This window comes from Pseudidiomarina sp., assembly GCF_048268165.1.
GTDB lineage: Bacteria > Pseudomonadota > Gammaproteobacteria > Enterobacterales > Alteromonadaceae > Pseudidiomarina.
This window is the reverse complement of record NZ_JBLWWA010000001.1, coordinates 1,127,372-1,147,120: the sequence shown is the minus strand read 5'-3', so window position 1 is coordinate 1,147,120 and position 19,749 is coordinate 1,127,372. Positions and strand designations below refer to the sequence as shown.

Annotated in this window: 19 protein-coding genes and 1 pseudogene; 8 read left to right on the top strand and 12 right to left on the bottom strand. The window is 45.4% G+C overall.

What is annotated here, in order from left to right; translation table 11 throughout:
* Positions 1-3: 3 nt before the first annotated feature.
* The 3 genes from ACN0UY_RS05475 to ACN0UY_RS05465 are packed head-to-tail and all read left to right on the top strand — an operon-like array spanning position 4 to position 2,813.
* Positions 4-1,056 carry a nucleotidyltransferase family protein gene (locus ACN0UY_RS05475; RefSeq protein WP_417665700.1) on the top strand — a complete coding sequence of 351 codons (1,053 nt, stop codon included), beginning with the start codon at positions 4-6 and terminating at the stop codon, positions 1,054-1,056.
* Positions 1,057-1,752 (top strand): cytidylyltransferase domain-containing protein, encoded by a 696-nt coding sequence (locus ACN0UY_RS05470; RefSeq protein ID WP_417665699.1) that lies wholly within the window; start codon positions 1,057-1,059, stop codon positions 1,750-1,752.
* Positions 1,752-2,813, top strand: coding sequence for a hypothetical protein (locus ACN0UY_RS05465; RefSeq protein ID WP_417665698.1), 1,062 nt, complete (start codon positions 1,752-1,754; stop codon positions 2,811-2,813). The genes ACN0UY_RS05470 and ACN0UY_RS05465 overlap by 1 nt, the downstream gene beginning before the upstream one ends.
* Before the next feature lie 94 nt (positions 2,814-2,907).
* Here ACN0UY_RS05465 and ACN0UY_RS05460 read toward each other — a convergent pair whose 3' ends face one another.
* From ACN0UY_RS05460 to ACN0UY_RS05435, 6 genes are read right to left on the bottom strand one after another with little or no spacing between them, the layout of a single operon-like run.
* On the bottom strand, positions 2,908-4,617 hold the full coding sequence (locus ACN0UY_RS05460) for a DUF6044 family protein (protein WP_417665697.1): 1,710 nt from the start codon (positions 4,615-4,617) through the stop codon (positions 2,908-2,910).
* A 3-nt stretch (positions 4,618-4,620) separates the two neighbouring features.
* Positions 4,621-5,001 carry a GtrA family protein gene (locus ACN0UY_RS05455; RefSeq protein WP_417665696.1) on the bottom strand — a complete coding sequence of 127 codons (381 nt, stop codon included), beginning with the start codon at positions 4,999-5,001 and terminating at the stop codon, positions 4,621-4,623.
* Entirely contained in the window at positions 4,998-5,936 is a 939-nt protein-coding gene (locus ACN0UY_RS05450; protein ID WP_417665695.1) for an aldo/keto reductase, read from the bottom strand. Before ACN0UY_RS05450 ends, ACN0UY_RS05455 begins: the two co-directional genes overlap by 4 nt.
* Complete coding sequence (locus ACN0UY_RS05445) at positions 5,926-6,672, bottom strand: glycosyltransferase (protein WP_417665694.1); 747 nt, start codon at positions 6,670-6,672, stop codon at positions 5,926-5,928. Before ACN0UY_RS05445 ends, ACN0UY_RS05450 begins: the two co-directional genes overlap by 11 nt.
* Before the next feature lie 5 nt (positions 6,673-6,677).
* Positions 6,678-7,811 (bottom strand): FAD-dependent oxidoreductase, encoded by a 1,134-nt coding sequence (locus ACN0UY_RS05440; RefSeq protein WP_417665693.1) that lies wholly within the window; start codon positions 7,809-7,811, stop codon positions 6,678-6,680.
* Positions 7,804-8,814 carry a glycosyltransferase gene (locus ACN0UY_RS05435; protein WP_417665692.1) on the bottom strand — a complete coding sequence of 337 codons (1,011 nt, stop codon included), beginning with the start codon at positions 8,812-8,814 and terminating at the stop codon, positions 7,804-7,806. Before ACN0UY_RS05435 ends, ACN0UY_RS05440 begins: the two co-directional genes overlap by 8 nt.
* A gap of 382 nt (positions 8,815-9,196) precedes the next feature.
* On the opposite strand from ACN0UY_RS05435, the gene ACN0UY_RS05430 reads away from it, so the two are divergent.
* From ACN0UY_RS05430 to ACN0UY_RS05420, 3 genes are all read left to right on the top strand, one after another.
* Complete coding sequence (locus ACN0UY_RS05430; protein WP_417665691.1) at positions 9,197-9,937, top strand: hypothetical protein; 741 nt, start codon at positions 9,197-9,199, stop codon at positions 9,935-9,937.
* 178 nt (positions 9,938-10,115) lie between these two features.
* Entirely contained in the window at positions 10,116-11,252 is a 1,137-nt protein-coding gene (locus ACN0UY_RS05425; RefSeq protein ID WP_417665690.1) for a helix-turn-helix domain-containing protein, read from the top strand.
* A gap of 19 nt (positions 11,253-11,271) precedes the next feature.
* Complete coding sequence (locus tag ACN0UY_RS05420) at positions 11,272-11,778, top strand: hypothetical protein (RefSeq protein ID WP_417665689.1); 507 nt, start codon at positions 11,272-11,274, stop codon at positions 11,776-11,778.
* Positions 11,779-11,931: 153 nt separating this feature from the next.
* Here ACN0UY_RS05420 and cysN read toward each other — a convergent pair.
* Positions 11,932-13,260 (bottom strand): annotated as a pseudogene (gene cysN, locus ACN0UY_RS05415) (sulfate adenylyltransferase subunit CysN); the annotation flags it as partial.
* A gap of 2 nt (positions 13,261-13,262) precedes the next feature.
* Entirely contained in the window at positions 13,263-14,165 is a 903-nt protein-coding gene (cysD, locus tag ACN0UY_RS05410; protein WP_417665688.1) for a sulfate adenylyltransferase subunit CysD, read from the bottom strand.
* A gap of 159 nt (positions 14,166-14,324) precedes the next feature.
* On the opposite strand from cysD, the gene ACN0UY_RS05405 reads away from it, so the two are divergent.
* Positions 14,325-14,822, top strand: a complete 498-nt coding sequence (locus ACN0UY_RS05405; protein WP_417665687.1) for a hypothetical protein — start codon at positions 14,325-14,327, stop codon at positions 14,820-14,822.
* On the top strand, positions 14,819-16,045 hold the full coding sequence (locus ACN0UY_RS05400) for a hypothetical protein (RefSeq protein WP_417665686.1): 1,227 nt from the start codon (positions 14,819-14,821) through the stop codon (positions 16,043-16,045). The genes ACN0UY_RS05405 and ACN0UY_RS05400 overlap by 4 nt, the downstream gene beginning before the upstream one ends.
* 49 nt (positions 16,046-16,094) lie before the next feature.
* Here the strand turns inward: ACN0UY_RS05400 and ACN0UY_RS05395 are convergent, their stop codons facing one another.
* From ACN0UY_RS05395 to cysC, 4 genes are read right to left on the bottom strand one after another with little or no spacing between them, the layout of a single operon-like run.
* The gene (locus ACN0UY_RS05395) at positions 16,095-16,493 is read right to left on the bottom strand and encodes an SH3 domain-containing protein (RefSeq protein ID WP_417665685.1); all 399 of its coding nucleotides are present in this window, start codon (positions 16,491-16,493) and stop codon (positions 16,095-16,097) included.
* The gene (locus ACN0UY_RS05390) at positions 16,490-18,286 is read right to left on the bottom strand and encodes a hypothetical protein (RefSeq protein WP_417665684.1); all 1,797 of its coding nucleotides are present in this window, start codon (positions 18,284-18,286) and stop codon (positions 16,490-16,492) included. The genes ACN0UY_RS05395 and ACN0UY_RS05390 overlap by 4 nt, the downstream gene beginning before the upstream one ends.
* Before the next feature lie 36 nt (positions 18,287-18,322).
* Positions 18,323-19,096 carry a 3'(2'),5'-bisphosphate nucleotidase CysQ gene (cysQ, locus tag ACN0UY_RS05385; RefSeq protein ID WP_417665683.1) on the bottom strand — a complete coding sequence of 258 codons (774 nt, stop codon included), beginning with the start codon at positions 19,094-19,096 and terminating at the stop codon, positions 18,323-18,325.
* Positions 19,097-19,107: 11 nt separating this feature from the next.
* A complete protein-coding gene (cysC, locus tag ACN0UY_RS05380; RefSeq protein ID WP_417665682.1) occupies positions 19,108-19,731 on the bottom strand; it encodes an adenylyl-sulfate kinase in 624 nt (207 codons plus the stop codon).
* Positions 19,732-19,749: the final 18 nt, after the last annotated feature.

Genomic DNA, 19,749 nt, shown 5'->3' with positions numbered 1-19,749 from the left:
TTCATGAGTTATGATTGGCGTGATGTAGTTGTTTCCCCAACTGTTACAGTCAAACAAGCGTTGCAGAAATTGGATGAAGCTGCACTTCGGATTGTATTAGTGTGCGATGGAGCCATGCATTTACAGGGTGTAGTTACCGATGGCGATATACGCCGCGCTCTGCTTAAAGGTGTGGGACTGGAAACTGAAGTGCGGCATGTAATGAATAGCTCACCGACAGCTGTCTCTAGCAGTGTTTCTCGCAGCGATGCGATTGCAATAATGCAAAGCAAAAGCATTTTGGCGGTTCCAGTTGTGGATGCCGGGAAATTGGTCGGATTACAAACACTACAAAAGGTTAAAAGTACTCAGCAGTACGATAACCCTGTCTTTATTATGGCAGGGGGCTTTGGCACCCGGCTTCGTCCACTGACCGACAATACGCCAAAGCCTATGTTAAAAGTTGGCGAAAGGCCGATTTTAGAGACTCTTCTGCTTAACTTTATTAAGTCTGGATTTTCTAACTTCTATATTTCAACGCATTATTTGCCAGAAGTAATCAAAGACCACTTTGGGAATGGCAGTAAATGGAACGTCAATATCACCTACGTACATGAAGACAACCCGCTGGGCACTGGTGGGGCGCTCGGTTTGCTCCCGAATAGTACACCAGAGCTTCCGTTGATAATGGTAAATGGCGATGTTTTAACCGCGGTTGATTTTGAACGGGTACTTGATTTCCATGTTGGGAACCAGGCACTGGCAACAATGTGTGTGCGTGAATATGACTATCAAATTCCATACGGTGTGGTAGTTGGCGATGGTGAGCGAATCGTAAGTATGGAAGAGAAACCTATTCAGCGATTCTTCGTGAATGCTGGTATTTACGTTATAAACCCTGAGGTTTTTAAGAACGTTGAAAAAAATAATCGAATTGATATGCCAACCTTGCTGCAAGGTTACATTGATAACGAAGAAGATGTTTTGATGTTTCCAATTCACGAATACTGGCTTGATATCGGGCGCATGGATGATTTTAAACGTGCACAAATTGATATTAAAGGCCTTGGAATATAAATGGCGAACATAGCAATTATTCCGGCGCGCGGCGGCAGTAAACGTCTGCCAGGGAAGAATATTCGGAAGCTTGGCAATAAGCCATTAATTGCTTGGACTATTGAAGCGGCAATTGCAAGTGAATGCTTCGATATGGTTCTTGTGACAACTGACGATCAAGAAATAGCCTCAATTTCTCGGAGTTTTGGTGCATCGGTTCCGTTTTTGAGACCATCTACCTTGTCCGGAGACACTGCCACATCAGACGCCGTAGTTCAGCACGCTGTAGAATGGCTGGAAGAAAATACTAATATACAAATCGAAACCGTAACTTTACTGCAACCTACCTCACCATTTCGAGACGCGGAACATATAAGAGCCTGTTTTAAATTGCTTGAGGATAAGAATGCTGAAGGAATTGTCTCGGTTGTGGCGAGCGACACTAGATGTGAATTATGTAATACACTTCCGGTTGACCATAGCTTGGCTGGTTTTATTGATACTCGTGCCAAGCGCACGCAAGATATGCAACAAATCTATGAACTAAATGGCGCTATTTATTTATTTAGGCGTCCTTTCGTGGGAGCGCTAGGTGAGTTATATGCATCGAAAAGCAAAGCTTATGCATATGTTATGCCATCTGATGACTCCGTTGATATAGATACACCTCGCGATTTTCTTTGGGCTGAGTTTTGTTTGTCGCTGCGGGGACGCTAATGTACGTTAATATTTTTGTTGTTGAATCGCCATTGCAGTTACTCTCAGCTATTGAAGCTACTAATACATTTCAGGAACGTGAAAATAAGCGAACTAAGAATGTCTTAGTTATTCGGTTTGGGGAGCCGTCGCGTACTCAGAATAATGAACAAATGCTTTCGCTAAAGCGGCTATTTGAGTGGGATGAGGTAATTGATTTCTCAGATCCTGATACTTTCTCATTATTAATACATTTATGGCGACGATATAAAATGAAGCATATTAATCATAAATATCGAGGCCATAGAATAAAATTTTTTATGGGTGAGTTTCGATCTGAATGGATGCATTATTTACGCCATTATCTAAAACCGGATAGTACGTTTTTGTTAGATGACGGCGCGATTACAATACAGGTTCAAAAGGAATACATAGCGAAAGGCTACTTCTTTCCTAATTCTCCGTATCAAACAAAACTCAAAAAGATTTTAAAGAAAATAATTTACGCTAGAATATTGAACCCTAGAATATTGATTAGGCCATTAAACCTTTTTACTGTATTTACGTTAAAGCCAATTGGTCGTCAAAAAGTAATCACTCATAAATATAATTTTGTTTCTACACTAGTTAATACTGAAGAAATTAGCATATTGGATGAAGTCTGGTTTTTTGGCTCGAAGTACTCAGAGGCCAAAATTTTAACTGAGGAAACAGAATTAAAGTTTCTGAAACACGTTCAGTCACACTTTTTATCAACGAATAGTAACTATAAATTCAAGTATATTCCGCACCGTGATGAAAGCTGTGAGAAGCTCAGGAAAATACAAACTGATCTTGGTATAAGTGTATTTCCATTGGCAATGCCAGCTGAGTTATACATATTAAACAACAATGTGCGGCCATCGATTTGCGCTGGATATTACACTACCGTATTGCTAAACATGAAAGTACTTCAGCCCACATTATCTGTAGTGTCTTTTCGTTTACCAGCAAAAGACATTAATGTGAAGTTTGAAAATCCAATCTCAAACGTTTACGAATTCATTGGCGAGTCAGGAATTTCTATTACTGACTTAGAATAGAATTCAAAAAGCCAACGAAATATGGGCGAGAATCGATACGGAAGAAGTAAATTTAAATGTTCGAACGACTCACGCCTAGCTTCCATGGAAGGGTTCAAATTTTGTATACAAAAATTTTATAAAAACCCTCGGGTTGTGAATATGCTGCAATATATTTAACGTCTTTACTCTTTGAAGTATCAAATTCATAAAGTGAGAGGATATATCGGACACCAAGTTCACGGGCAGCCTGAGGATCAAATGGGATATCCACGATAATTTCTTTAATATTTTTCGACGGTTTGAAATCGGCTTGTTCAGAAAACAAATAAGCACGACCTCCCCAGTTGTCAAAATATTCGCGGTACTTATTGGAATCCTCGAGGGCCGGGGTGATTATAGTTCGGAACTTATTTTTGTAGGATTTACTATACGAATTGTGATAGCCATCCATGGTATAAAATCCGTTATAACTTAATACACTCGGATGTAAGCCGAACGCGAGTACTCCCTCTTTAGAATAGTTAATTTCACTCTTAATTTCCTCGAATAAACTACTACTGTAAAATTCCCTATAGCTCGGTTGAGAATTACAACTTGTTAAGTATCTGCACTTAATAGTGTTCGCAATATCGTTGCTGTATGTGGGGTAACAAAGTACAACAAAAAGTTGGAGCATGCTTGCCCCAACGATTATTGGTTTATGAATTCGCCGCGACAATATAAGTAATGCAGCAGCAAAAGCTAAGTACCATAGGGTAGGATTTAACCACATAAAGCGTGAGAAATTAAATCCAGCTAGCTGAGGAATAATGTCGCCGACTAGGCTCTTAAAGCTTGAAACACCGTAGAGTCCGTATATTAGAGAATGAATGGTGATTAATGCTAGGCAGATCAGCAATACTTTAGATTCGATCGATAATTTAGCTGAATTAATTCTACTTACTTCGTTTTTAATGAAGTATGAAGAAATTAGGAGTGTTGGAATTATGAGGAATAGATGTATCGACTGAGCATGATATTGCCCTAGCAGGAACGTTTTTAAACTTCCCTTAAAAAAGTCGTAACCCGGCGAAATCATAGTAGCTCTTATAGTTTCCTCGCCTGAGATTAGCATGGTGTGAAAAACACGATAGTCGGTAATCAGATAGCCAAAAATTAAGGCTGCTAAAAAAAGAAAAGATCGTTTGTAGCGTTGGTCACCCTGACTAACAAGGTATAAGGTGTAAATAAATATGATTCCGCATAGAAAAATTCCATACCTTGGAAATTCGGATAGAACTGGATATATAATCGGAGTCAGGATTAAAAATAAGCTATTGCTATTAATTGTTCGCAAATATAGATAGAAAATTAAAGGAACGGATGCTTGCGCAATGAAGAGGTTTTCATAACCTGGAAGCAACGCAAACGACAAAGCAACTATGGGCCCGAATATCTTAAACGAAGAATGAGCTCCGAAGATGTAACGGCCTAATAAGTAAAAAGAAGCAGTCCCGATGACTAGCTTAAGGAAGTAATTTATGTAGTGAGCGGTTAAAGGCTCCCAAAAGAAGTAAATAATATTCGCCAGTTGGAACTCAGAAGGTAGGTAGCCTCTGCTAATACCGCCAAGAAATGGAACAGATACATCATTTGGAGAAAAAAATAAGTTGTTCTGTGCCAAGATGCTCAACCAGACATGAACAGAATCTAGGTTGTCATGTACTTCAATAACCATTGAGTCGGCATGAAATAATGTGAATGCAAGTAAGGAAGAAAAAATTAGTAAAACAAATGACCAACTAAAGATATTGTTATAATGATTGTCTATTTTTAGTTTCATAACTTACCTACTAAACACAAAATATTTATTAAGAAGATAAAATATTAGCGTGTAGCTGGCCATAGCTAATATCTGCGCTATTTCCGGCGCTAATTGACTATATTCTATCATTAGCAGTAGAACAAATTGGTTTAATGCAAAGGATATTAGGAAAGCTACGATGAACTTTGTCACCATACCTTTTTGATAGGTGCTACGAAAAACAAATTGCTTTGAAAGTCCAAAAGCTACGATTAGAGCAGCAATATATCCGAACGCATTGGATATATAGGGCGTTAATTGAAAATAGGTGAATAAAATATAAAAAACGCCATAACCGATCAATGTGTTAAAGGCGCCAACCAATATAAAACGAACGAGCTCGTTCTCAATAACTCTCTTCATGAGAGCCTACTATCTGCGGTTAGAATCGCTTTAAGAGCTGAGTGGTCAAGCAAGTTTTTGCTTTTCTTAAGCGTATCCCAGAAGTCCAACATACTCTTTAATTGCGTTGCATTTTTTGGGCCAATAATAACTCCAGATAAGTGTGAGTTAACGTGCGCAAGGTAAAGAGATATATCATAAAAGTTGTTAGGGCTAGGTTTTATGTCGGCGTGGTGTAGTGCATTATCGAAAGCTTTAATCAACCATTCTGGATGTTCTATTCCGCGAAGGGTCTTTGTATCGCCAGAGGAATCTTGTCTTAAACCACCTAAATGAATCCCATAAGCTATATAATCGGCCTCTTTGATATACTTAGAATAGTTAATACGCGCCTGCGATGTCAGCATGTTCTCTTTTACTTGTATAACCGGTTTGACTGAATTTGTAGAAAAAAATTCAGAATATAGCTCTATATCCTGAATTCCTGAAATGCCAATTCGGCAGTTATTTGAACGTGATATTCTGAACAATGACTCTAATGTCGAAATAATTTCATCCGCATTTTCTATCGATGATCTATTATCCCAATGGATGGATACACATTTAACGCGGTCCCCTAATTTATCCTGAATCTTGCAATAGTCATCTTCAATTTTTTGCGGTGATAAATCACACTCTGGACCCCCTAAATTGTTTAGCGAACCAATTTTCACCAAAACTTCCAGTCCACTAGATGGGTTCATCGATAGCCACTCGGCAAGCCAATTCAGACCAATACCAAAGTCTTCCTTTACGCCATTAATTGGGTAGTTCGTAGCGTGATCGATCAAACATTCACCTCTCTCGACAAATTGGTCAAGAAGTGAAAATACATCGTGTTTGGTTACAGCCCACCCCCACATAGCAGAGCCTAAAAATATGCCTTTATTATCTTGGGATAGACTATTAATCGACATTTTTTTCCTTAAGTCTATTTAGGTTATGCTTAAGTTTTTTCATGGCTTTTAAATATTCTAAACTTAACTTTACAATTTTCACTTTTGAATTTGGATCATCGGTCCACTCAACTGGAACGTCTGCAGCACGATAGTTGAGAGCTTCACCGACGATAAGAATTTCTGTTGCGAAAAACCATCCATCACTCACAGCACCGGCTGAAATCAACGATTCGACAAGGCTTTGCTTAAGGAATTTAAATCCGCACATACCATCACTAAAGGAAACGCCAAATCGTATATCCAATATTTTATTTAAGGATTTACTGGTAATTGTTCTTATTGGCCCTCGACCAATAGCTTTTGACGTTTTTAGTAAGCGGGATCCTGTAACAATATCGGATTTGTCTTTTTTCAAAAGTTCTAAGACCGGCTCTAAATGCTTCAAATCTGTAGCCAAGTCTAAATCCATATAACCTACAATGTCAGCCGAAGAATTCTGCCAAGATGCTTTTAAGGCACGACCAACACCTCGTTCTTCTAGTCTTAGGTATTCAACGCGTTTTAAGTTCGCGGCTAAAGCTATAGCGATTTCTTGAGTTCGATCAGTTGACCCATTATCGACGATGATTAGTTTAGTGTTATCGCGAAGGTTGTTTGATGCGTTCAGAAATGCGTCGATTTTCTCGATTTGAGTTTTCAAAGTTTCTTCTTCATCAAGAACGGGAATTGTGATTTCTATTTTCATTTCATTCATTTAGTTTAGGTCCGTACTTCGTGATCTAGTTTTTCAAATATATCGAATATGTTGTCTATTTTTCCACCGAGAATGGTATAAACTCCCGGAAGATCCTTGTCTTTTTCGAACAGAATAGGGCGGCCATCATCAGTTTCATTTTTTAAAAGTATTGTTTTTATCTCCAAAAGCGACTCAACATACTCGCAATTTTCGAAGTCAGGAATATACCGTGAGATATCTCTTTTCATCCTGTCAAATCGCGATGAAAAGTTATAATTTTCTAGCTTTTCATAAGGGTCAATTAGCCTATCCTCTAACCACGAAAGATGAGGTGTATATCGAACATGTGACATGCTATGCAGATCTTTCGAAGGAAACGGCATTGCTGAGAAAAAGGGGCCATCCATCACTGTAATTCCCAAATTTTCGAAACTTGCAGGTGGTCGAATTAGCGCCATCTCAGTGAGCTCATGTTTGATTGATGACTTTATTCCGTTAAAGTCGCCTTTGATTTGCTGTACGCCACTATAGGTGCAATTAAAAATACGTTTTGTCCGAATTTGTTTTGAACTACTATTTTTTGAACGTGTGGCACATATATAGCTCTGATTAGTATCTCGGGTTATAGAAGTCAGCTGTGTATTTAGTAATACATCTACCCCAAGCCGTTTCAATTCTTTAACTGCAAAATCGCGCAATTTTCTAGCGTCGAAAGCTAGCTCTTCTACTTCAAAGATATCGTCGATAAGTTGAGGGTTAAAGAGTTTCCGTTCCGCGTTTTGAGCTGGGCTTATCGGTGCCCCGATTTCATTACAGAATCGCTCAAATTGCTTTGAGGTGACCTTCGAGTTTCTTTTAGCTATAGCATAGAGTTTTTTGAAATCCGACTTGACCGCAAACCCCCATTTTTGCACAAATTTTGGAAGGTTCACGCGACTTCGATAAGCCGTTGTAAAGCTTCTCGGGTAGTGATAGCCATTATGAACACGAGCTTGATTACAAAACGATGCCCGCTGAAGTAGGTCATTCTCTTTTTCAATTAAAACAACTTTGTGTAAACCGACCACCTCAACCAAGTAAGCTGCGATTGATGAGCCGTAAAAACCACCACCAACTACCACAGCATCAACTGTATCCTCATTCAAAGACTCAATCATTTTTTAGCGACTCTTGGGCACTATTCTGATGTGCTTCATCAATGTTTAGTTTCTCTCTACGGGTGACGCGTGCGCTTGTAAACTCTTGAGCTACATTATAAGCCGGTCCTTCGCTCGACAAACTTGCCATTTGTAGAATGTATTCACCAAGCACAAGAAGTACTAATGAAATCAAGAAGAACATGCCTGACTGCTGCAGAGATAGGCTAACCCAACCCGGCTCAACGTTTGTTTTCGTAAATGACACAAACAACACATAAATCGAATAGAGAAGGTTGGAAATTGCCCCAAATAGAGTTAACGCAGTTACCAGTCTCATTGGAACACGCGTAGTGGAGACTAAAATACGAATACCTTTATCAAAACTATCGCCTAGCTTTTTCTTTTTGTTGATTTGAGATTGATAGTTATATTGGACAGTTGAGCGCTTGAAACCACCTGTTACCGGAAGATGCCGGTACGTTAGGGCTGGCTGTGGATGTTGGAGGATAAAGTTTATTACCTTTTTACTTAAAACTCGGAATTGAGAAATTTCCTTGGTGAGATTAATGCCATTAAACGATTTGAAAAATACATTGAAAAAGCTTTCGCCCAATTTGTAGGCAAAAGTTTGCTTTGGCTTTGATGTATTTTTGCCAAACACGACGTCGGCGCCCGCAGTCGCTTTTTCTAAAAGTAGAGGAAGTTGATGTAAATCATCTTCCTCTAAATCAATGACTGCTACGAAGTCACCTAAGGAATTTTCTATACCAACCCAAGCTGCCGTATCGCGATCAACTGTTTTTGTAAGCGCATAAATCTGTAAATTAGGCAGGCCGTCTTCACTCGTTAACGTCGATAGTTTAAGGACAGACTCGTCCGTTGAAGCATTATCGATAACAATAACCTCAAAATCTTCAACTGTTTCATGAAGATAAGAAACTAATGTTGTAAGCTGTTTTGTAAGTTCATTTTGTTGATCTTTAATTACATAAACAACTGATAAAAAAATAGGCTGAACCACGTCCCTTGACTCCTAATTTGAAATTGCTCCACGCAAGAGCTTACTTTTGGGGAACCGAATAATAAGATAATTAAAACGAAATAATTCCACGATTGCTACCGAAATGTAACAGATTTATAGGTTAAAAACTTCTTTGTTTCAGTTTAACCGGAAGGTAAGCGACAAGCACTTCAAAAAGTCTCTTTAGCAATTAGTTGTGCGTATTTTGTGGTTCAAGACTTAATTATGTGAGGTTTAATCTCCCCCAGAGCAATTGGTGAGATCATCAGCTATCTATAAATCTCGAGACGCAAGCTCTACAGCGTGCTTTTTTATTTTGAGCACGTAAGCGATAATCTCTTTGATAAATGTATTACTACTAACTAACAATAAGGCGCCATCTTTGAAAATATCCCGCAAGCAATCACTCTACATTACTAGCGTGTTAATCGCGCTGGTGCTCGGCTTTGCGTTAGCCGTGTGGCTGTTCCAAACCAAAAGCCAAGTAGACATCACAGCCTTTACGGTGGCGGTACTCTCGGGTGTTATCTCGCTGGTAGCTTTGTTTATCGCACTGCAAACCTATATTTCAATTGATAGCGTGAACAACATCACCAAAATGGAAGGTAATATTCTCGATAACGAGTATTACGTGACCTCTATTCCCGAGTTTATTGAAACCTATCCGCATGCGACCGAGTCGTCGCTGCGTGAAGCTATATTGCGAGAGCTGAAACTCAAGCTGAAGTCGCATTCGCGCACAGCTGTTGATTTTGCCGATACGCTGCAAGCCATGATTGATATTTTAGTGTTGTTCCCAGCTATGGGGCTAAGCAAGAACGCCGAAGCAGCTGCCGCGATTAAGTCGCTTGTTGCGGATATGAAAAATAAAGCCGCTGATTTTCAAGCGATAAGCAAAGGTAATTCCATTCAGATACAACAAGCCGTTCGATTGTTTGAAGCGGTGTGTGAGTATCAAGGTTTAGCCTCAAGCGGCGATGGTGCACTGAACAAACGGGTGTCGCAAACCAACGGTTTGCTGAAGGTGCGGGGCCCGGTACTTCGTAATCCAGTGAGCGCCACGGTTTATCACAACTACTTAGGTTTGTATTACCGCAAGTGTCGGTTCACCCAAGGACTATGAGCAAGCGGTTGCAGAGTTTGTGGCACCGCTGAGCGACAATAACCGGGCGTTTTTGTTGCAGCTGCGCGGGTAGATAGTAACAACTGCACCCAAATCAGAAGGAGCCAATAGGCTCCTTTTTTCGTTTAAGGCGGTTGTTATATAAAAATCTTGCATATTTTATTATGCAAGATAGAATATGGTTAAATTCTACGCAGGCTTGAATCACATGGATAGTCAAACTGAACAACAGCATTTGATAGCGCAGCGTATTAGCTATTTCCGCAACCTGCGCAACATTAACCAACAAGACTTGAGTAATATGATGGCGTTTAATCAGCGTCAAACGTTGTCAGATATTGAGCGCGGTGAACGCCAAGTTCAGGCTGATGAATTGGTTCGTTTTGCTGAATTTTTAGAAATTCCGGCGATGGCACTGCTTGATGCCTATGAACCTGCGTTAGATGTTGAGTTTAGTTGGCGTACGGATAACGAAAGCGCTGCACTCGCTGATTTTGAAAAGCGTGGTAGTAACATCTTGAACTTGCTGATCACTTTACGCCGAAAGTTAAATATTGCACCGGTGGCGATATCATCTTTGCCTCTTGGAGAACGAAATTCCTACGACGATGCACAACTTGCAGCAGAGAAGTTTGTTGAGGAGTATGAACTTGGTGATCGCCCAGGCCCAGTACTTCATAAACTATACGAACAATTAAAAATTGACTGCATTTACCTCGATTTGCCGGATCATATTTCAGGCGCCGCAATGGCATCGGATGAAGCGCTTTTGGCAGTCGTCAATGCTAATCAAGTACGTGGACGTCGTAATTTTGATAAAGCGCATGAGCTTTTTCATTGCCTAACTTGGCGCACAATGAAGCCAAGCCACATCGATCGCGTGCAAGTCAACTTAGGCACAAAGCGCTCCCGTATTGAGCAACTTGCTGACGCATTTGCAGGTGCTTTGTTAATGCCGAAGGTGCCGCTCCTTCGCTCTTTGCCTGAAAGTTTAACTGCATCTGCTTTAATGCAGATTGCCAATGACTTTGAAGTGTCGTTTGATTCTATAGTTTGGCGACTCGTGAGTTTAGACAGAATCAGCAAAACTGAAGCAAAAGTGTTTCTTAAAGTTGAGCGTCCCCCAGGTAATGGTCATGCTGCGAACCTTGTGTCTCACAAATTGCTGAGTGAATCTTATCTCAAAGTGTTGTCGTCAGGAATAACGGCGGGTCTAATTTCCGTTCGGCGAGTGGCTGATATTATTGGGATCTCGATTGATGCTCTGGCGAGTACGTATCGACAGCATGACTTGGCTGTTCCGTTTGATTTGTAGTTGAAGGGAATTCGATGAAATGAACAGGGATGATGTCATTTTAGTTGATACCAATGTCATTATTGAGGCTCATCGGGTCTCAATATTGAATGAAATTCTTGGCAGCTTGAACTTAGCCACAGTTTGCAAATGTATTGAAGAAACTCAGACTGGTGCTCAAAACCGTGATCCTCGCTTCAACATCGATGAGTCATTATTGCGGGCGCGGATGCAAATTTTTTCGCCGACAGATGAAGAGATACTATTAGCTTCGATGCAACGACCCGGATTAGCTGATGTTGATGCAGGAGAACTTCATTTGTTGACTCAGGCTAATCAAATGAATGGTAATGTATGGTTTGTTTCGAGTCCTGACAGGCATCCTATGCGGTTGGCAATAGAGTATGGTTGGCGAGATCGTTTAGTCTCTCTTGAAGCGTTGTATCGTTTAGCTAACGCGAACCGAAGAGTTAGTTTGCGTGAAAATTTTACTGAGGCATGGCATCAACGAGTATGTGCAGAATTTTTGATGCAGGTTAGGCGTTGATATTCAAGAATTTTGAAAATAATACCCGCTCTTCTTTAATTTCCCCATGTTAAACAGTAGTTCTCGGTGGCGCTAACCCATGGATTAATATTGGCGGCGATAGAACCAATATCAACGCAATTGAATATACTGAATCGCACGCATTGTGCGCCCTTAAACCTCTTTCGCGCCCCAATGTGGAAAATGCTTCCGCACGTAGGCGTTGAGGTTTTTCTCGAATTCGCTGACTTCGCCGGGGGCGGCCGTTTGATCAGTCAATGGCTGATGCACCATACCGGCGCCAACGGTGGCGTTGGTGAGTTTGTCGATGAGAATGAAGGCGCCGGTGTTGCGGTTAATACGATACTTGTCGAACACTGCGCGCTCGTGCAGGTTTAAATCCACCAAGCCAATTTCATTCAGTACCAAGGTTTCCGCTTCGTTTTCTTCCAAGCTGTTCACATCAACCCGGTAACGAATTGATTCGACCGAGCCGATGGTCAATTTGGTTCCCATCTTCACGTAGTATTCCCGAAACGGCACAAGGCCGTCCTCATTTAACCACACCATTTTTGCGCGTAGCCGGCTGGACATATGCGGCATGGCGTTCTTATCAACAATCATATCTCCGCGGCTTACATCTATTTCATCGTTCAGCGTCAATGTCACCGCCTGTGGCGCATGGGCTTCTTGCAGATTGCCTTCGAAGGTATAAATGCTTTTGATGGTGGATACTTTGCCAGACGGAAGGGCCCGGATGGTATCGCCAACTTTCACGCTCCCTGAAGCAATAGTACCGCTAAACCCACGGAAGTCTTGGTGGGGGCGGTTCACGTATTGCACGGGGAAGCGGAAGTCACTGTGGTCGGCATCACGGTTGATTTCGAGTGTATCTAAGTATTCCATTAAGGTGCGGCCACGGAACCATGGCGTGTGTTCGCTGCGGTTCACCACATTGTCGCCGTCGAGCGCTGAGATAGGCACGAAGTGGATATCTGGAATATCCAGCTGCCCTGCAAGCTTTAGGTAGTCGTCTTGAATTTCTTTGTAGCGCGCTTGGCTAAAGCCAACTAAGTCCATCTTATTTACGGCGACAATGGCGTGTTTGATACCCAGTAAACTCACAATATAACTGTGGCGTTTGGTTTGGGTTTGTACGCCATAGCGGGCATCGATGAGTATTACGGCTAAATCGCTGGTGCTGGCGCCGGTGGCCATATTGCGGGTGTACTGCTCGTGCCCGGGCGTGTCCGCGATAATAAACTTCCGTTTGTCGGTGCTGAAATACCGGTAGGCCACGTCGATGGTGATGCCTTGCTCGCGTTCCGACTGCAAACCGTCAACGAGCAGTGCTAAATCAACGGTGTTATCGGTTCTTTTAGAGTCTTTGGTAATGGCGGCTAATTGGTCTTCATAGATCATTTTGCTGTCGTGCAGCAGGCGGCCAATAAGGGTGCTCTTGCCATCGTCAACGCTGCCGCAGGTGATAAACCGCAAAAAGTCCATTAGAAGTACCCTTCCATTTTCTTCTTTTCCATGGAGCCGCTGGCATCGTTATCGATCACCCGGCCTTGTCGCTCCGATGTGTTTGTGAGCAGCATTTCTTGGATGATTTCCGGCAAGGTGCTGGCGCTGGATTCGATAGCGCCGGTCAGCGGGTAGCAACCGAGTGTGCGGAAGCGCACGGTTTTGAGTTCTGGTGTTTCACCTGGCTGTAAAGGCATGCGCTCGTCATCGACCATGATGAGGGCTCCGTTACGTCTGACTACGGGGCGCGGCTTGGCGAAGTACAGCTCGGGAATTTCGATATTTTCAAGATAGATGTATTGCCAGATATCCAGTTCTGTCCAGTTGCTTAGCGGAAACACGCGAATGCTTTCTTGCGGGTGTACCTTGCCGTTGTAAATATTCCACAGCTCTGGGCGCTGGTTTTTGGGGTCCCAGCGGTGGTTTTTGTCGCGAAAGCTGTATATGCGCTCTTTTGCGCGCGACTTTTCTTCGTCGCGGCGCGCGCCACCAAAGGCAGCATCAAACTGGTACTTATTGAGCGCTTGTTTCAGTGCTTGGGTTTTCATCACGTCGGTATGCACGGCGCTGCCATGGGTAAATGGGCCAATTCCTTGTTCGATGCCATCTGGGTTGGTGTGTGTGATGAGTTTGAAGCCATGCTTTTCTGCCATGCGGTCACGAAATTCAATCATTTCTTTGAATTTCCAGGTGGTGTCGACGTGCATTAGTGGGAATGGAATTTTACCCGGCGCAAATGCCTTGCGCGCAAGGTGCAAAAGCACAGAGCTGTCTTTGCCGACAGAGTACAGCATGACTGGATTGCGGAGCTCGGCCACCACCTCACGCATAATGTGAATGGCTTCGGCTTCAAGCTGTTGTAAGTGGGTTATTTGGTGCATGAGCCGAGTTTATCTTAAGTGCTGGGTGGTTGGAAGTGGGGTGCAGTCCTAGCTCCGCACCCCGCTGGGGTTCGGTGCTAAAACTGCACCCTTAACATTGCAATATTTCGGTATTAGCGGTATGAAGAAAGTAGCTGCACGTTTTGTGAGGACTCACTTATGCAGGAATTTGCCCGCAAGCTTTGCCCGTTGTGTGGTACTCGCCAGCGCCTTGAACTGAACGCTGGCGTGCAAATCTTTTATTGTCCGCAGTGCCGCGCCAAGCAGTGCTGGGACTCAAACGTACTTACTTCACCTATTATGCTAATGCAAGAAGACGGCAGTACGGTCGTGCCGCCGGTTGAGCCTGCCGCTACTGCGAAGGCTGACCCTGTTGGTGTGCCTGCGCACGAGCAACCCATGAGTCGGCCGAAGAAAATTGCTTGGGCCATTTTCACATTAGTGCTGATGGCTGTGTTACTACCGAAAGAGCTGCTTCCTGAAAATTTGATTCCAAAAAATTTGCTGCCAGATATTAATGTTGCACGATTATTTGGTGGCGCCCCGACACCGGAGGAATACGGCTTTGAACCCTTGCCCGAGTCGCCCTTTACGGCAGCCGATCCGGCAACGGTGACGGTGGAGCAAATGGACCAGATGATGGAGGCATGGCAATGAAACGCTGGTTTTGGGTGTTAATCGTTATTGCGACAAATTATGTCGCATGTTGGTCATTTGTTGTTCACTCGGCGCCCGTGAAAACCAATGCTGAGTTCCGTGAAACTGTGTACGTGACTCGTGATCACTGGCTGCGTGGAATCGATACGGTGCCGGCGCATTTGTATAAAGGCATTCGCATGGGGGGGTATTACAACTTCGAGGGGCGTTTTACGGTGAGCCTCTTGCTCGGGGAGCCGGTAGTGAACTGTGTCACGCGCTTAAATTCAATTCGCGACGGCCAAACGCTACCGAGCGAAGGCTATCCGTTGTATATGGATGACGAAGACGTTGAGGTGTACAACCTGAACTTGGTGGCACAGGTGCGCGATCCGCAGGTGAATTATGGTACTAGAACGGTGTATGGCATTACGTTTTTTGCGGTGTTCTGTGATGCGGGCATTGTTGGGAACGGTCGGCGCGGTGGCTTTAATGTGGCGGGCAGCCCGAATTGGGATAATTTTATTTGCGGCTTGCCGACTTACTACAAAGCACCGTTTCGCGGCGCGGTACAAGCAGATGGTAAAGATAAATGCTTAGCGTTAGGCGGTAAATGGCTTGATGCGACAACGGCCAAAAAGTTAATTACCGACGGTTTGCAGTTTAACGAAGTGAGCATTTATGGCTTTCAGAACAACGTGTCGCGCTATGTCCGTAACTACGAGAAGTACCGCTGGAGTCGGTTGAAGCAGCAGGGCACGGCTAACGCTGGGCAGCAACTGGAGCGGGTCAAAACGCTGGATGAGCGCCTGCGTGATGCTGATCAGCAGCAACTGGACTACAAAGCGGCGTTACATGCCCTGGCTGAACGTTATGTCGATGAACAAAAATACGAGTTGGCGCAATTACGAATTACGCGGGATAGGGAGACAGAGTTGTATGGGCTGCGATTAGGGCAGAGTGAACTGTGGATTGTGGAGCCGAAATATCAAGAGATTCGAGAAATTACTGAGCGTGGTACTGTGGTGGTGTTGACCGGTAAGGATGAATACGTGCGCACGGATAATAAGGTGATTCGTGCGACGCGTTGTGGCCGGGTTAGCGAATACAATGTAACCGACACGGTGCACCGCCGCGAAGTGGTGGAGCTCAGTATTCGCGGCGATGAGCTTTCACGACAGTGGGAGGAATATGTTGCGAATTACAGCGGGTATCCGGGCATTGTGTTGTGTTCTAGTGGATGAGTAAGAAGTGGGGTGCAGTCCTAGCTCCGCACCCCGTCGGGGTTCGGTGCTAAAACTGCACCCGCAACAGATCCTGATGGATGTAGCCTTCACGGTTGTCGCTGAGCTGTACGTGGTACCAGCTTTGAAATGGGTTTTTGCCGATAATTTGCACGGCATCACCCGGGTTTAGCTTGTCGATGATGGCGGTGTCGGTGGAAGCACCGGCGCGCACCAGCACGCGGCTGTTGGCATCCACCACATAGTAGACGTTGGCCGCCTTGAGGTCGTTTTCATTCACCCACGCCACACTGTTAATGCTGGTAAACCAGTGCCATGCGTCGGCCAATGGCAGCTCGGTGAGAAATTCGCCAAGCTTTGAACCCCAGCCCTCAGCAGCCTGTGCAGTTGGTGCGCTGCTGCCTAATGCTATTGCCAGCGCGAGTGCGCAGATTCGTTTGGTTGTCATGAGTCGTCCCCTGCTAAGAAGCTAAGCCCAGCCAACATCATGTCGGTTGCGGCCTCGAATGCCAGTTCATACAGCGCATCCATGTCGGCCTCAATGGCGCCGGTGTATTGTTGCAATGCCGAGCCAGCGTTGCCAGCCAAGGCTTCGTTGATAAGCTCCAACACAATGTCTTCGCCGGTGCCTTTGGCGACTTCTTTGGCGGCGTCGTTAAGCTCATCCATTAAGCGGCGTTTTTGCGCAGCCGATACCTGTTGCGGCTTGCCGCTTGGGCTAAGCGGCGACTGAATGGAGTTTTTCAGGAGCAGGGCGGCTTCTAAGCGGCCGAAGGCATCGCTGCTGATTTTCTTGTCCACGGGCACAGAAACACTGCCTAAGCGGCGTTCCCACAATAAGGTGCCGTACTGATCGGTGGCGACCATTTGTGCGCCTACGGTTGGCTCACCGCTGTAACGGCGGCTAAACGGAATCAGCATGATGCTAAAGTTTAGCCCTGCGGCGCTGCTGTTGGTGCTTTCGTCAAACAACTCGCAGCCTTGGTCGCTGTAGGTTTCTTCGGGGAAGAAACTGGTGACTAAGCGCACCACGTCAGCACGCAGATGTTTGGTGAACGAGCGCCGGTACGCGCCCTCGCGGGTTGGGCTAGCCAGTTGCAAGAACAGCTTCTGATTGAAGTGTTGTGTGGCCAAAAAGGTGGCGCTGCCAACGTTGGCTTCAGGCAAGTGGCTGCGCAAGTAGTTGGCTACAAATTCGCGGTACTGGCCGACAGCCTTGGCGGTTTGTGTGTTGTCGGCCTTGAAGCGCTCGGCCATGGCGGCCATGGATTCGGTTTGGTCGGTAAACGCTTGGTACACCTGCTCGAGCGTTACGGTGTCGGAGATGCTCTTGCGCCAGTAGGCTGCAGCTTCTTCCGCTGAGGCATGCGCATGGGCGGACAGCGACCCGTGGCTGGTTGGGTTGTTAAAGGTGGTGTCGGTGGTGTACCAGCCTTCAGCAAGTGCAACGTTCATCGGCAGGCCGCGCTGCGTGCTGGCGGCGCGCAAATTAAGCAGCTCGCGCAGCATGCGATAAAAGTCACGGTTGGCTGCTAGCGTCCGGTTATGCCCTTGTTGTTGAATTTGGTCTTGGCCGTTGGTGTTAATTAACTGTGCGGCGGTGGCCGCGGCTTTTTCTAACAGTTGCAGGCGGCGATGGTATTTGGCGAATACTTGGCGACGGCCTTCTTCAGCAGCCAGAATTATTTTTTTCGGCTTCAGGCGAAACTGATTGCCGCGTTTTATCACTTTTTCAAACGCCCATACCGTGTTTTCTGCCTCGGCGCGCTTCAGCGCCTCGCGCAGCTCTTTGCGGCGTGTGGCAAAGCTGAAAAAGTTACCGACAGGCGCACGTTTGAGCAGCCAATAGCCAAGGTACACGGCTGGGAATATCCACCACCATAGGTGCAACCAAATGCTGTTGCCAGGCGGCGGTACAAAGGGTAGGGCGACTTGCGCGGCCTGGGCTTGATCCAGCCGGCGAAACACTTTGTTCTCGGGGTCATAAATGCCAACTCTGGCGTGCTTAGCGCTGGTGGGGCCTAGCGGGTTTATCTGCCAACCAAAATAGTGCACGTGTTCGCGGTTGTCGGCGGCGGTGCGCGCGGTGTGTTCTTCCAGTACCACATACGTAGGCGGGCCGAGCACGATGCCCAGCAGCACGGCCAGTACGGTTAGGAACACAAACCGGCGAAACCCTTGGAATTTAAAAAATAAAACCACCGCTACCAGCAGCGTTCCTAATGCAATCCACAGCCACATGCTGCGTTCTCCTTATTCGACAGCTTATTCGCCTGCTCATTCGGCAATAAAGTACGGGTTCAGTAGTGACTCTTTGGTGTTGTAGTGCAGTGGTTCGCCGCTTAGTGTGTTAACCGTGCCGCCTGCAGCAAGCACCACGGCGTGTGCAGCGGCGGTATCCCATTCGCTGGTTGGCCCAAGGCGTGGGTACAAATCGGCGGCGCTTTCGGCAATTAAACATAATTTCAGCGAGCTACCCATGGGCACCATTTCGTATGGCTGGCCGAGATTGTCGAGGTACGCTTGCATGTGGGGCGACTGGTGCGAACGTGAACCAACAATGCGCAGCGTAGATGGGTTGCTTTTTCTGGCACTGATGGTGGTGCCATTTTTCATGGCACCAAGGCCGCGTGCGGCACTGTACATGGTTTTTGTAGCTGGGGCGTACACTACGCCGGCCACCGGTTCATGGTTGTGAATAAGGGCAATATTGACGGTGAATTCGCCGTTGCGTTTGATGAATTCCTTGGTGCCGTCCAGCGGGTCAATCAGCCAATAGGTGTTCCACTGCTGGCGGTCTTGCCAGTCGATTTCAGCAGATTCCTCAGAAAGTTGCGGCAGTTGCGCGAGTTCTATATCAGCAAGCTCTAAAATGCCGGCTTTAATGATGTCATGGGCGGCGAGATCGGCCTGAGTTAGCGGGCTGTCATCGCCTTTGGCTTGCACGGCAATGCGTTGTTCAAAATCAGGTGCGTTGTATATTTGCATGATGGCCGCGCCAGCTTTTTGGGCGATGGCTTCAAGTTGGCTCAATGCATGTTGCGTGATCATGGTAAATCCTTTTACGCGATGTAGTGGTGGGTGCGCAGGTAGTCAATGACCTGCTGCGCGGCCCCTTCAATACTGAGTTCAGTGGTTTTTAAATGAATTTCTGGCGCGGCGGGTTGCTCATACGGCGAGCTGATGCCGGTGAAGTTGGCGATATCGCCCGCACGGGCTTTTTTATAGAGGCCTTTGGGGTCACGCTGCTCGCAGATTTCCAGCGGCGTGTCCACGAACACTTCAACAAACTCACCGTCGTTTAACAACCGGCGCACTTGCTCTCGGTCGCGCGCAAAGGGCGACACGAATGCACTCAGCACAATTAACCCGGCATCAACGAACAGTTTGCTGACTTCACCAATGCGGCGAATGTTTTCTACACGGTCTTCTTCGCTAAAACCAAGCCCGCAGTTGAGCCCCAAACGAATGTTGTCACCGTCCAGCAAATAGGTGTGGTTTTGGTTGCGATTGAGCAACTCATCCACCGCGTTGGCGATGGTTGACTTGCCTGAACCGGAAAGCCCGGTAAACCATAGCACCACGGGCTTTTGATTCTTTTGTGCGGCGCGGCGATCGCGGCCAACTTGATGGTTGTGCCAGACAATGTTTTCGTTGTTAGAATTGGCGTTTTTGTCGGCGCTCATGGTTATACTTCCTTGAAA

Coding starts and splice junctions, on each gene's coding strand:
- ACN0UY_RS05475 (WP_417665700.1), top strand. CDS start 4: ATGAGTTATGATTGGCGTGATGTAGTTGTTTCCCCAACTGTTACAGTC.
- ACN0UY_RS05470 (WP_417665699.1), top strand. CDS start 1,057: ATGGCGAACATAGCAATTATTCCGGCGCGCGGCGGCAGTAAACGTCTG.
- ACN0UY_RS05465 (WP_417665698.1), top strand. CDS start 1,752: ATGTACGTTAATATTTTTGTTGTTGAATCGCCATTGCAGTTACTCTCA.
- ACN0UY_RS05460 (WP_417665697.1), bottom strand. CDS start 4,617: ATGAAACTAAAAATAGACAATCATTATAACAATATCTTTAGTTGGTCA.
- ACN0UY_RS05455 (WP_417665696.1), bottom strand. CDS start 5,001: ATGAAGAGAGTTATTGAGAACGAGCTCGTTCGTTTTATATTGGTTGGC.
- ACN0UY_RS05450 (WP_417665695.1), bottom strand. CDS start 5,936: ATGTCGATTAATAGTCTATCCCAAGATAATAAAGGCATATTTTTAGGC.
- ACN0UY_RS05445 (WP_417665694.1), bottom strand. CDS start 6,672: ATGAATGAAATGAAAATAGAAATCACAATTCCCGTTCTTGATGAAGAA.
- ACN0UY_RS05440 (WP_417665693.1), bottom strand. CDS start 7,811: ATGATTGAGTCTTTGAATGAGGATACAGTTGATGCTGTGGTAGTTGGT.
- ACN0UY_RS05425 (WP_417665690.1), top strand. CDS start 10,116: ATGGTTAAATTCTACGCAGGCTTGAATCACATGGATAGTCAAACTGAA.
- ACN0UY_RS05420 (WP_417665689.1), top strand. CDS start 11,272: ATGAACAGGGATGATGTCATTTTAGTTGATACCAATGTCATTATTGAG.
- cysD (WP_417665688.1), bottom strand. CDS start 14,165: ATGCACCAAATAACCCACTTACAACAGCTTGAAGCCGAAGCCATTCAC.
- ACN0UY_RS05405 (WP_417665687.1), top strand. CDS start 14,325: ATGCAGGAATTTGCCCGCAAGCTTTGCCCGTTGTGTGGTACTCGCCAG.
- ACN0UY_RS05400 (WP_417665686.1), top strand. CDS start 14,819: ATGAAACGCTGGTTTTGGGTGTTAATCGTTATTGCGACAAATTATGTC.
- ACN0UY_RS05395 (WP_417665685.1), bottom strand. CDS start 16,493: ATGACAACCAAACGAATCTGCGCACTCGCGCTGGCAATAGCATTAGGC.
- ACN0UY_RS05390 (WP_417665684.1), bottom strand. CDS start 18,286: ATGTGGCTGTGGATTGCATTAGGAACGCTGCTGGTAGCGGTGGTTTTA.
- cysQ (WP_417665683.1), bottom strand. CDS start 19,096: ATGATCACGCAACATGCATTGAGCCAACTTGAAGCCATCGCCCAAAAA.
- cysC (WP_417665682.1), bottom strand. CDS start 19,731: ATGAGCGCCGACAAAAACGCCAATTCTAACAACGAAAACATTGTCTGG.